Raw genomic sequence first — 12,354 nt, forward strand, 5'->3', positions numbered from 1 at the left:
CCATTCGCTTAAAAAAATTAACCCGCGAGTATCAGATGCGGAACCGCATTTCGGCCGATCTGCACGACGAAGTGAGCGCTACCCTCAGCAGCATCAGCTTTTTTGCACAGGCCATTGCCTCTGGCCGTAAGCCGGAGCAGAACGAGAAGTTTCTGAGCCTCATTCTGGAAAGCTCCGGTGATGCAAAAGAAAAAATATCGGATATCGTCTGGGCCATTAATCCTGAAAATGACGAATGGAACAGCTTTTTTTCACGCTGCAGGAGATTTGCATCTGATGTTTTTGAAAGCCGAAATATTGCCTTCACACTTAGGATTGACGAGTCGTATCCGGGTAAAATCGATATGCAGTTACGGCAGCATCTTTGGATGATTTTTAAGGAGATGATCACTAACGTTGCAAGACATTCAGGGGCCTCACGTGCAGAGGTTATTTTGCATATTAAAAACGGCGAACTGCAGCTTGTTGTGCAAGACGACGGACGCGGACTCAGTAATCCGGACGCTTCATCAGGCAACGGACTGAGAAACATCAGGCAGCGTGCGGATAAAATCAGAGCTACAGCCGTGCTTGAAACCGAACCCGGCAGGGGTACCCGCTGGATAGTTCGGGTAATGCTTTAAGCAGGCTTTTACCGCAGATACCGCATATGTATGTAGTATCAACTCATTGCTCATTTTCTTTAATTAAGGAATTGTTATCAATATTAAAACAGACCTATGGAAAAAGCGAGTAACATCATCATCATTGAAGACAACAACTACATCAGAAACGGTTGGAAAACTTTTGTGGATTTTGAGGATGATCTCGAGGTAATTGGTGATTTCGGATCATGTGAGGCTGCTTTTGAGCAAAATAAATTATGTACAAAAACCGATTTGTTTTTGATGGATATAGGGCTGCCAGGCATGAGTGGCATTGAGGGTGTTCAGCATATTAAAATGCACTATCCCGATGCGGTCTGTATTATGGCGACCGTCTTTGATGATGACAAACATGTCTTCGAAGCTCTCAAAGCCGGCGCCGTTGGCTATATGCTGAAAAATATGTCGCCCGAGGAACTTATTTCAGCAATCCGAAGCGCACTCAGAGGTGGTTCACCCCTTACTCCTAATGTGGCACGCATGGTTATTGATGTGCTTTATGTTCCTGCGGATGGTCAGGTGGAGCTCAGCCGCAGAGAAAAATCCATACTCGAAGCCCTCGCTAAGGGGCATTCTTACAATCAGATTGGCAAACAGCTATTCCTTTCGACCGACGGAATCAGGTATCATATCCGAAATATTTACACTAAGCTGCAGGTTAATTCACGATCAGAAGCGGTGAGTAAAGCATTTCAAAACAGAATCATTAATCCGGATACTATTTCATAAGTTGAATCCGATTTCAGGCTTTGTGTTCGGTTTGTTTGTTAATGCGATTTATTTTACATAGTTCAGGGGTTTTGAGGGTCGTATTCGTGTCTGTAAGTATAAAAATTTGAAATTTAAATAGATTGTCTTTAGGTTTATGTGTTCATTTTAATGCTAAATCAAACATAAACCTATGCTATACAATAAATTAACCCTGATTATTCTGTTGCTTGCCGGTGCATTACTTGCCAGCTGTTCTTCCTCGGGCAGTTCAAACGATACACCGGGGCTCGACGGCAATCTGACTATAGAAGTGCAGGCTCCGGTTGAAAGTGCTTTTTTTCTGACCTACTACACATGGGACGGCAATGAAGGAAACTTTAACTCCGAAACCATCACCATACCTCAGTCCGGTACCTTTACCTACAACGTAGAAGACGGAAATTACATCGGTTTCGGTATCATACTCGGCCCCATCGGTGATATCGCCGGCGTGCGCCTTGCGCTGCTCGCCGATGGCGAAGTACTTGAAGAAACCACTACCCCAACCGCAGAAGGCGGCTATGAAATAGAAGTCGGCTCCATACCAAACGAGCTGGGAGCCGGGATGCAGTAAGCTGCGGAATCCGCCTGCTTAAAATTCGCTTATTATAATAAAGAGGCCGCAAGCTTTCGGGTTTGCGGCCTCTTACCATAAACATACAGGGAAACCTTCTCCGGGGAATTCCGACCGCGTGTTTAGGTTTTAATTGTTGTATGGACTACTGCTATGGGCGTGTTTGGGGTAAAAAAATGAAGCACAACGTTTTGTTTGGACTCGTATTCATTTTAATTTGTGTCTCAGTTATGTTTGGGAGACCCGAAAAGCAGCTACATTCGTAGCAAGATTTCATTATAGTATATAGATTAAATCAGCCGCATGCACCGCATGAATATGCGGTAAATTCAGAAAAAGGGAGCTGAAGCTGTTCTTTTCTGTCCCTCAGCTGCGCTGTTAGCTTTCAGGGAGCAGTTTTGAATCAGAGTTTCGACTTCGTATATTACTGCATAGTTATTTATTTAAATTAATTCCCCGCATGAACAAGAACATTTTGATTATACTCGCAGGCCTGCTTATTGGCGGCCTCGCCGGCTTCTCCTACTGGTATTTTATCGGCTGCGATACCGGAACCTGTGCCATTACCTCAAACTGGAGCACAAGCACCTTGTACGGTTTGGGAATGGGCGGTCTGGGAGCATCAATCGTTAAAGACAGCATTGCGAGCCGTAAGGCAAAAAAAGAGCAGCAGTTAAATCAGACAGAGAATCCTGCTTAAGCTTTTGGGCTTTTCATAATCAGGGGATTGTGAGGGGAAATCTCAAGCGGATAATTTATCTCATAACACTTCGTTGAGCTGAATCTCCTCACCTAATTCTTGATTTATGACCATTAAGCGGTTTGCCCTGATTAACTTGTGCGTAGCAGCAATACTTTCTGTACCTCTGATCGCCATGCAGTTTGATTCCGGGGTAGCGTGGGATGCTCATGACTTCGTGATGATGTCGATTCTGCTGCTTACAACCGCTTTTTCGCTGGAGCTTATTTTCCGGAAAATGAAAAACAAGCGCTATCGGGCACTGAGCATGGCGTCTGTAATCTTGCTGCTGCTCCTGATTTGGGCTGAGCTTGCAGTCGGAATTTTCCACTGACTAAAGTTTTCGCGCGTTTTTTCCTGCTATGTTAAGCTTGTTTTGACCGGTTAGCTTCGTATGTTGCAGCGAGGCCGGGCTGCAGAAAGCCCGTAAAAAAGCCGGTCTTTTATTCATAACCAAGCAGTGCAGGGAAAAAACTATGTCAACCATGCGGGAAAAAATGCTGCGCGGAGAACTCTACGATCCGCAGGATATTGAGCTCTCTCTTGCGCGGGTACGGGCGCGCGACCTGTGTCAGGATCTCAACGCGACAAGGGAAAGCGATGCGGAGTTACGCCGCCGCATTCTGAAGGAGCTGCTTGGTTCAGGCGGCGATGATGTGTGGCTGCAGCCCCCGTTCTATTGCGACTATGGATTCAACATCCTGCTCGGCAAAAATTGTTTTTTCAACTTCAACTGTGTGGTGCTTGATATTTGTGAAGTTAAGGTAGGCGATTTTGTGTTTGTTGGTCCGGCCGTACAAATTTATACCGCCATGCACCCCATGAATGCCATGCTGCGCAGAAAGCAGGAGTTTGGCAAGCCCGTGGAGATTGGCTCAGATGTCTGGATCGGCGGAGGCGCCATCATCAACCCCGGCGTGCGGATCGGGAGCCGGTCGGTGATCGGCTCGGGCAGCGTGGTTACACGCGATATCCCCGAGGGCGTGTTTGCGGCCGGGAATCCGTGCAGGGTCATTCGCCCGGTTGAGGAAGCCCGTCAGGGGTAATGCAGCCGCGCATCATGCAGCATCTGTCAGGTCCCTTCCCCAAAAATGCTGCGCAAGCCGTAAGCCGGGATCAGGTCACGGAGCGCATCCCCCGAAAAAAACACATCCCAAAAATAAAAAAGCCATGCCCCGGCTCATCTGAGCGGGGGCATGGCTTTTGTTTTGAAAGCCGCTGAAACGGCCGTGAATCAGTTGGTCGCTTTATCCGGCAGGGGCGCGCTTGCGTGGAAATCGCGGTGCACGATGCCGGCATACTCATCGAGCAGCTCCCGCACCCGATCGGCGCTTTCCGAAACCACAATGGTGCCCACGTGCCATTTCTTGCTGATGGTCCATTTCACTTCCGGCGCGTTGAAGCAGGACTGATCCGGGTGCTCGTACCGTGCGAGCGATACCAGAATGCCGCCGTTAAGATTCTTCTGCTCCGGCAGCTCGTAGCCCGTTTTGATGGCTGAGGCGTGTTCAACCCGCGCCCACTCCCGCCAGAGGTTAATGCCGGTTGCAAACTCCACCATCTCTGCGAGGTGCGCCCCGCCGACCCGGCTCGAGGTTTCGAGGAAGTAGAACTTCCCGTCTTCGTGGCAGTGAATGAACTCGGTATGCGAAGCACTGTAGCGCATCCCAAAACCCTTCATTACCAGCTTGTTGAGCTTCACCAGCGCTTTGGCTTCGCTGCTTTTGGCATCGCAGGTCATGGAGCGGAAGATGCCGGCTCCGTGCGCGACTTCAAAAGGGGTGCTCAGGTAGCGGCTCACCGAACAAAACAGCACTTTGCTGTCGAAGGTAAGGGAATCGGCATGGTACACATCACCCGGCTTGAACTGCTCGGCCAGGAAATGGCTGCGCTGCTCGCCCAGGCCGTGAATGGTTTCCCAAAGCTCTTCCTTGCTGTGTACTTTTTTGATGCCCATGGCCGAAGCCTCCGAGCGCGGCTTCACCACGTAGGGCGGCTTCACGGTATCGGCGAAGTGGTTGATGTGCGCGTCCTTAAACAAATCGGTGAAGGGCGGCACGGGTATGCCTTCTTCCTGCGCTTTGAGGCGCATGGCGAGCTTATCGCGGAAATAGCGCGCGGTGGTCTGACCCATACCCGGAATCCGGAATTCCTCCCGGATGGCCGCTGCTTTTTCCACATCGAAGTCATCGAGCGCCACAACCCGGTCGATGTTCTTTTCTTTGATCAGCCACGCAAAGCCTTTCAGGATGCGGTCGATGTTTTCGGCGGAGTTGTCTTCATTTTCCAGATAGAAAAACTCCTCAACAGCGTGACGCGGCCAGGGGTCGTTTTCCAGCTTCTTGGCGGTGAGCAGATACACGGTGTTGCCTTCGTTGTGGCACGATTCGAGGAACGCCCCGCCTTTGAAATAGGTGGAGATGCAGAGATAAGTGAGGGATTTTTTTTCAGACATAGCGGGATGGGTTTTGGTGATGTTGTAGGGGGATGGCGACCGTGCCCTGAACTTAGTTGGTGCCTGTTTCGGGTTTTGTTAGTTTGGCGGTGAGCTCGGTGAGCAGGCGCACGCCCCAGCCGGTTCCGTTTTTGTGCTTGCCGAATTCGCTTTCGCCAAAGGCTACCCCGGCGATATCGAAGTGTGCCCAGCGCGGATGTTCCCGGGTGAAGACCTCCAGAAACTTGGCTGCCGAGATGCCGCCGGCTACCGGCTTGCCGCTGAGGTTGCGCACATCGGCTACATCGCTGTGCAGGTCGTCGGCGTATTCATCCCAAAGCGGGAAGCGCCACACGCGCTCACCGGCAAGGTCGCCGGCTTCGGAGCAGGCAGCGGCAAGGGCGTCATCCGGGGTGAACATGCCTGCGGCAGCGTAGCCGATTGCGCGCACGGTGGCGCCGGTAAGGGTTGCGAAATCGAAGAGGTAGTCGAGCTCGTACTTTTCGGTGATCCAGCTGAGGCCGTCGGCGAGGATAAGGCGGCCTTCGGCGTCAGTATCCATAATTTCGATGGTTTTTCCGCTATATGAACCGATGATATCCGACGGCTTGAATGAGCGGGCGTCGATGAGGTTGTCGGTTACCGGCACTACGGCTACGAGCTTAACGGGGAGCTGCAGCGAGGCGGCGGCTTCCATAAAGCCGAGCACAACGGCCGCTCCGCCCATGTCGCACTTCATGAAATACATGCCCGCAGAAGTTTTGATGGAAAGGCCGCCGGTATCGAAGGTGATGCCCTTGCCGACAAGTCCGACAGTGGGCGCACTTTCCGGCGCATTTTCGGGCTCGTACTCCATCACAATAAACTGCGCGGGATATTCGCTGCCGCGGTTCACGGCCGCCAGCGCGAAGAGTTGGTTGGCCTCGATTTCATCCCCCGAAAAAACAGTGACTTTCTGACCGTGGTTCTCGCCCCATTCGCGGGCAACATCGGCGAGGAAGGGCGGCGTTTGCAGGTTAGACGGCATATTGACCAGATGCATCACCTGTTTTTGGGCCAGTCCGATGAGGTGCCCCCGGCGTGCGGCTGAGGCGATGTCCTCAAAGTGCTCCGGACTCTGTGCGGAAATCAGCGTGAGGCTGCTTTCTTCTCCGTCGAGGGGATGCGGCTCGCTGCCGGCATTTTCCTTCCAGCTGCCAAGCTGATAGGTGCCGGATACCAGACCGTTCACAAAGGCATCGGTGAGCCCGGCCTCTGCTTCGGCGCTGCCGGCAAGGTGGGAGAGCAGGAGGGATGCAGCCGGCTGAAGCTGCCTGCCAAGTTGAACCGCCACCGAACGTGCGGCCCGGAAGACACCGCTGAAGCCGGCTGATTTCGGTTTGCCAAGACCAATGAGGAAGAGGCGGCTGCCCTCAGCATTGTAGAGCGTAGCGGTTTTGCCGCTTTCAGCCCGGAAATCGGTGAGGGCCCGCTCAAGCCCGAAGGCCGGAAGTGCGGGATAAACTTCAGCTATTCGGCTATAGGCCGTATCGGTGTACAGGGGGAGGAAAATATCTGCAGCTTGCTCAGGATTGCCGGATTTGACGAAGATCTTCAAAGTGATTCAAAAAGTAAAATGGATAGAATAATGTGTGCTCATAGCAATTATTGGGGGTTATTTTAAGCAAAAAAAGCCATAATTACATCCTGTTTCGGCTAAACCTTTAATACTTAGCCTGTTCCCGTTTGCAGGCTTTCAGCAAACTTCAGGGCGCGAAGCTCGCTCCAGAGAACCGGCGCGGAAAGGTTTTGGGTGAAGCCGGTGTGTCCGCCGTGCTTTGGGGTTTCAAGGGTGACGCAGGGGTTTGCACGGGCGGCTTCGCGGGGGAAGCAGCTTTCCGTTAGGAAGGGATCGTTGAGGGCACTCACGAGCAGGGCCGGCCGGCGGATGTCCGGCAGCCAGGGCAGGCAGGATGCCTTTTCCCAGTAATCGGCCGCATCCCGGAAGCCGTGCAGCGGGGCGGTGAAGGTGTCGTCGAATTCCCGAAAAGTGCGCATGCGATTGAGTCCGCTGAGGTCGAAGGTACCGGGCATATCGGCTTCTTTGGCTTCGATTTTGGCTTTCAGCATGCGCATAAACCGCCGCTGATACAGCCCGAAAGCCGATTTTTCCAGCTTTTTGGCCGAGGCCGCGAGATCGCAGGGCACGGAAAAAGCTACGAGGCCGGTCACCTCCCGCGGCAGGCCTTCGCCCGCCTCCCCGGCCAGCTTGAGGGTCATGTTGCCGCCCATGCTGAAGCCGATCAGTACCACCTGCTCATAGCCGCACGCATCAATCGCGAAACGCACAACGGAAAGCAGGTCGGCGGTATCCCCGCTGTGATAGAAACGGGGGAAGCGGTTCATCACCCCGCTGCACCCGCGGAAGTTCCAGGCGAGCACATCCCAGCCTTCAGCTTCGAAAGCCCGCGCCATGCCGGTAACGTACGCCCGGTGACTGTTGCCCTCAAGTCCGTGCGAGATAATAACCGCCCGCGAAGCCTTCCGGGTGAGGCGGTCGATATCGAGAAAATCGCCGTCGGGCAGCTCGAGCCGCTCGCGTACGTACCGGCCGGCAAGCCCGTTCACCTTCCGGAACAGGGAGGGATAGATGGTTTCGAGATGACCGTTGGGTAGCGGCCATGCGGGATTAAAAGCGGAGGTTTTATGCGCGGTCAGCAATTGCAGTGAGGGGTTAGTGTAAAATTAATATTTGTGAAAATCATGTTTGGTGCGTCTAAAATAAAGGATTTCTATAACACTCGGTTCAGTGCTTACTTAATAACTTCTTATTTATTAAGTGACCAGAATTCCGATTAAATCCTTAGTTAAAAAGGCAGGTGCTCAGAAACGCATGAGTATGCGGTGATTGTAAAGATGAGCCTTTTTATATTGAACAAGCTTAAGCACACTTAGCAGGAGTTAACAGCAGTTGCTGCCCTAACCATAAAAAACATAACTAATGTCTTATGCAAAACAATCTCTGATGAATCCGGAAAATCCCGAATTTGAACTTTCATTTATTTATTGTTAGGTTAATCTAACCTTATAACCTTCTTGACTTTAAGTGTTTACTTTATCTCTTGTTCATCATTTACCCGAATCGGATGGTATTGTTGATACAGGGTTTTCGAGAGCAAGAGTGGTAATCGATTATTCATTAACAATCGGCTGTGGCATGCGTTTTTCTTTACATATGCATTCAGCCTGATTGAATGCCCTAACAGGCTCTTTTAGGGAGTATCCGACAGGCCCTTCAATATGACTTGCCTCATTATCAGCTGACTGTAAGAACTTTAATAACCCGATGGCTGCCAATTTAATCAGGCAGCCTGATTACTAACTAACCTAATCACCATGGATAATATATACGCCCGTAAAGGCCACGGCGGCTTTGTGCCTGCCTGGTATTTGTTCAAAAATAAAAGGCCAGGCCGCTGTAGCCTCAGCCTGCTTAGCATACCAATAATTGCCGTGCTGCTCGCGCTGATGTTTCAGTTACCGGTCACAACCTACGCGCAGGATGCTTCATCCTATGCTGCCGACCGTGATGAAGCAGCCGTTCTGCTGAACGCCCGAATAGATGCCGGATCGGCAGAAAACTGGGCTATCCTGAACAGCTCACCCGGTGTAAACGGGGAAATTCATGCGCTGCTGCGACAGGGAGATTTCCTTTATGCAGGCGGCAGCTTCACCGTGCCGGATACCGAAGTAAGCGGTCTGGGCCGGCTCAACGTGCAGACCGGTGAATGGGAAGCGCTCGGATTTGACTGTGATGAAGACTGTCAGGTTAATGCGCTTGCCGTTCTTGGCAGCTTCCTGTATGCAGGTGGCAGCTGTGTTTGGAGTAACGATGAAACAAGCTGCGGTGCCATACAGCGCTATAACCTTAACACTGGTGTTTGGGGCGGTATCGATACCAATCTCACGCGCGACGGGAGCGGAAATGCGGTTGTTACTGCCCTTGCTGTTAGCGATGGTCAGGTAATCGTGGGCGGGCATTTCGACCGGGCCGGCGAAACAGAGCTGCAGAATATAGCCCGATTCCGCACCTCCAACCGCAGCTGGAACCGCCTTGGTGCCGGCATTTCTGAACCGGTTCGGGCCTTGCTCACAAATGATGAAAAAGTTTATGTCGGTATCGAACTTTCCGAAAACGCACTCGCCGGAACCACACAAATTAAAGGTCTTGCCGTGTACGATTACTCCGGAAACCGTACCAACAATGCGGGCTGGGCTAATATCGGGGAAATTACCAAGCCGTTTCGTCCCGGTAATGCCGTCGTGAACGCACTCGTGCTGAGCGGCGGGCATGTGTACGCAGGTGGTTTTTTTGACAATGTGCGTAACGGAAGCTCCAATCTGTTAGCCTACTCCCTTACCTCCTTCAATCTTTCTAACGAAAGCTGGCGCGTTTATCCCGACGGGCGCTTTGATGATATCACTGCGATGGCAATGGGACCGAACGGGCTCGTTGTTATCACCCCTGATATTATCGACACGCCCGGCACAACGCCATCAGCACTGAGCCTGAATATCGGAGAGGAGGAGCTTCAATGGAATGGCTTCGGTGTGCAGGCTTTTAACAGTCCGGCACGTGCAGTTGCCGCCGATGATGACAACATTTATTTCGGAGGCGATTTTACCCGCGCCGGAAGTCAGACCAATACCGGCGGACTCGCAGGCTACACCCCGGAAACAAACAGCTGGTTTATTTTCGGAGCGCCCTGGGGGGAAACCGATGCCATTGTATCCGGCGGCGAAATCCTGGCTTTTGCAAACAGCGGCCGTGATATTATTGCCGGAGGAGCATTCACAAGTGCCGGCGGCGATGAAGCCATCACACGAATTGGTGCGTTTTCGACCGAAACCCGCGGCTGGACGGCTTTGGGTGGCGGGTTTGGTGACGGCATTGTCCGGGCAATTGCAGCTTCTGAGGAGCTGATTTTTACAGGGGGTGATTTTTCCATATTCGCCGACGGAAGTCCGGCTCCGGCACTCGCGCAGTTCGACCGCAGCTCGCAAAGCTGGACGGTTTTGGGGGATGCGCTCACAGGCGCTGATGAAGCGCCGGTGCTCATTCATGCTCTTTTTTGGGATGGCGACCGGCTTTTTGTAGCAGGAAGCTTTTCTGAGGCAGACGGTCAGCCGGCTGCAAACCTTGCAATTTACTCTCCGGAAGAAGGCTGGTCATCACCCGATGCCCCCTTCGATGGACCGGTTCATGCCTTGGCTGTTCGGGGCAACACCTTGTTTGCCGGCGGTGCTTTCACCGAACCCGCAACAGCTCTTGCCATGCTCGATCTCGAAACCGGCGAATGGTCCGGAATAGACGGCCTTTCGCCGGCATCTGATGATCTGCCCGCGGTTGTGTACGCTCTGCAAAACAAAATCGGAAAAACGCTTTACGTTGGCGGCAATTTTTCTGCTGAAAGCGGCGGAGAGCATTTCGCGGTTCTGTCAATTGCTGATTTGACCTGGACAAGTGTGAGCGGCAGTCCCGAAGGGCCTGTTTTCGATCTGAAGGTGTATGGCGATAACATTTTCCTTGCCGGAGATTTTTCCGGAGCAGGCTCAGCGGAAGGCTCTGCCAACATTGTTCGCAGGAACTGGGCCGACAGCGAGTGGCTGAGCATTTCCAGCGGCACGGATGCACCTGTTCAGGCTATAGCCCCTTATGCCGATGAGCTTTTCCTCGGTGGCGGCTTCAGCAGCCCGGCAACAGGCTTCACGAGCTGGACAGGTGTTTCTGGTTTTTTTGCGGGAGCCGGCACGGAAACACATCCCTTTGAAGTCACAAACCTGTTCGAATTTGACCGGGTGAGGTGGTTTTTTGAATCACATTTTTCCCAGGCACAGGATCTGAATTTCTCAGCAAGTGTTCGGATTGATCCGATCGGAAACCCGCAGTATCCGTTTATGGGCAACTGGCAGGGAAATGATTTTGCGGTGTCCGGTTACAGCTTTATTTGTAATTCAACCTTAAGTTGCGGCACACGCCCCCGATCAAATAACGGGCTGTTTGGCTATACAGAAGGTGCGGTAATTGAAAACACCCATCTGGTCAATGCACGGGTGTTATCTGCCTTAGAAGGCGTGAATGTGGGCGGATTGGTTGCCCACGCGCACGATACCATCATCCGAAACAGCAGCGTAACCGCTGAGGTACGGGGTGTTACCAACGTCGGGACCTTCGCCGGGCAAACAAGCGGAAGCACTGTGATCGAAAACAGTTTTGCTGCCCACCGGATCGGAGCCGGCTTTTCGTCATCAGCGGGTGTGCCCGGTGTTTCGGGCAGCCTGAATGTGGGCGGCTTTGTAGGCTTGCACGCCGGTGCACTTATTCAAAATGCGTACGCCCACGGAAGTCTGCGCGCTTTAGGCAGCGATGCTGAAAACCTGGGTGGTTTTGCGGGCAGCGCTGAGTTAGATTCGGAAATCCGAATGGCCTATTCAGCGGTTCATTTTCCGGATGATTTCAGCACTTTGTCGGCAGCCGGCGGATTTATAGGAAGTTCGCAGGGAAGTATTGTAGCGGATGTTTTTTGGGATGATGAACTCAGTACCGCTGATTTCGACCTTTTTGCCACTGCACTCACATCAGCTGAAATGCAGCTGGGGGCATCTTTCGAACCCTTTGATTTTGAGAATACCTGGGAAATCATCGAAGGCCGCACCTTCCCCTGGCTGAAAGCTGAAAATGCAGGCGGTGCTGTAGGTTCCGGCACCTTCGGTACGGTAATTGCCGCCGGCCCGCATATTGAAGGCGCAGAAGGCTGGCGCTATTTCGGGATGTCCTTCCCCGGAAACCAAAGCTATGCGGAATTTACCCGTTTTCTGGCAACACAGGGTTTTGTCGGGGCAGATGTGCCGCCGGGAATTTCGAACCTGTACTATTACGCTTCCAGCAATCGCTGGCGTTCTGTCACGGGTATCAGCCCGTCCGGTGCAGGCTCACCTGAAATATCAGCTTTTGCGATTTACGCCTTCGCCCCGCCCTTGCAGACCGAGGTTGATGTGCACGCAATCGTGTCGCAGTACCGTAAGCCGGCTGTTGAAATAACGGAGCCGGTGAAAGGTTTCACGGTGAATCAATTGCCCGATGAAGGGGCGCCTTCCGGTGGTGTCTGGACCCTGATGGCCAACAACAACCTGTGGCCGATGGATACCGATGCCCTCGACCGCTCCGGCCTGA

The 12,354-nt window shown here is 52.5% G+C and carries 10 protein-coding genes; 7 read left to right on the plus strand and 3 right to left on the minus strand.

What is annotated here, in order from left to right; translation table 11 throughout:
* The 6 genes from LAT75_RS13085 to LAT75_RS15675 all read left to right on the plus strand — a co-directional run.
* A partial coding sequence (locus tag LAT75_RS13085) for an ATP-binding protein (protein WP_291483124.1) occupies positions 1-623 on the plus strand: 623 nt, incomplete at its 5' end.
* 96 nt (positions 624-719) lie between these two features.
* Positions 720-1,373 (plus strand): response regulator transcription factor, encoded by a 654-nt coding sequence (locus LAT75_RS13090; RefSeq protein WP_291483125.1) that lies wholly within the window; start codon positions 720-722, stop codon positions 1,371-1,373.
* A gap of 172 nt (positions 1,374-1,545) precedes the next feature.
* Entirely contained in the window at positions 1,546-1,968 is a 423-nt protein-coding gene (locus LAT75_RS13095; protein ID WP_291483126.1) for a hypothetical protein, read from the plus strand.
* A gap of 460 nt (positions 1,969-2,428) precedes the next feature.
* Entirely contained in the window at positions 2,429-2,668 is a 240-nt protein-coding gene (locus LAT75_RS13100; RefSeq protein WP_291483127.1) for a DUF6132 family protein, read from the plus strand.
* 106 nt (positions 2,669-2,774) lie between these two features.
* Entirely contained in the window at positions 2,775-3,041 is a 267-nt protein-coding gene (locus LAT75_RS13105; protein WP_291483128.1) for a hypothetical protein, read from the plus strand.
* 142 nt (positions 3,042-3,183) lie between these two features.
* Positions 3,184-3,753 (plus strand): sugar O-acetyltransferase, encoded by a 570-nt coding sequence (locus tag LAT75_RS15675; RefSeq protein WP_363320576.1) that lies wholly within the window; start codon positions 3,184-3,186, stop codon positions 3,751-3,753.
* 188 nt (positions 3,754-3,941) lie between these two features.
* Here LAT75_RS15675 and LAT75_RS13120 read toward each other — a convergent pair whose 3' ends face one another.
* The 3 genes from LAT75_RS13120 to LAT75_RS13130 all read right to left on the minus strand — a co-directional run bounded on the left by LAT75_RS13120 (position 3,942) and on the right by LAT75_RS13130 (position 7,841).
* Entirely contained in the window at positions 3,942-5,162 is a 1,221-nt protein-coding gene (locus LAT75_RS13120) for a hypothetical protein (RefSeq protein ID WP_291483129.1), read from the minus strand.
* Positions 5,163-5,214: 52 nt separating this feature from the next.
* Positions 5,215-6,738 (minus strand): leucyl aminopeptidase family protein, encoded by a 1,524-nt coding sequence (locus tag LAT75_RS13125; RefSeq protein ID WP_291483130.1) that lies wholly within the window; start codon positions 6,736-6,738, stop codon positions 5,215-5,217.
* Positions 6,739-6,851: 113 nt separating this feature from the next.
* The gene (locus LAT75_RS13130; RefSeq protein WP_291483131.1) at positions 6,852-7,841 is read right to left on the minus strand and encodes an alpha/beta fold hydrolase; all 990 of its coding nucleotides are present in this window, start codon (positions 7,839-7,841) and stop codon (positions 6,852-6,854) included.
* Between the two features lie 675 nt (positions 7,842-8,516).
* On the opposite strand from LAT75_RS13130, the gene LAT75_RS13135 reads away from it, so the two are divergent.
* The coding region (locus LAT75_RS13135) for a GLUG motif-containing protein (protein WP_291483132.1) at positions 8,517-12,354 on the plus strand (3,838 nt) is incomplete at its 3' end.

It is taken from the genome of Cyclonatronum sp., assembly GCF_022565315.1.
Lineage (GTDB): Bacteria > Bacteroidota > Rhodothermia > Balneolales > Cyclonatronaceae > Cyclonatronum.

What these genes read in the sequence shown, in the direction of transcription:
- LAT75_RS13090 (WP_291483125.1), top strand. Translation starts at nt 720, where the DNA reads ATGGAAAAAGCGAGTAACATCATCATCATTGAAGACAACAACTACATC.
- LAT75_RS13095 (WP_291483126.1), top strand. Translation starts at nt 1,546, where the DNA reads ATGCTATACAATAAATTAACCCTGATTATTCTGTTGCTTGCCGGTGCA.
- LAT75_RS13100 (WP_291483127.1), top strand. Translation starts at nt 2,429, where the DNA reads ATGAACAAGAACATTTTGATTATACTCGCAGGCCTGCTTATTGGCGGC.
- LAT75_RS13105 (WP_291483128.1), top strand. Translation starts at nt 2,775, where the DNA reads ATGACCATTAAGCGGTTTGCCCTGATTAACTTGTGCGTAGCAGCAATA.
- LAT75_RS15675 (WP_363320576.1), top strand. Translation starts at nt 3,184, where the DNA reads ATGTCAACCATGCGGGAAAAAATGCTGCGCGGAGAACTCTACGATCCG.
- LAT75_RS13120 (WP_291483129.1), bottom strand. Translation starts at nt 5,162, where the DNA reads ATGTCTGAAAAAAAATCCCTCACTTATCTCTGCATCTCCACCTATTTC.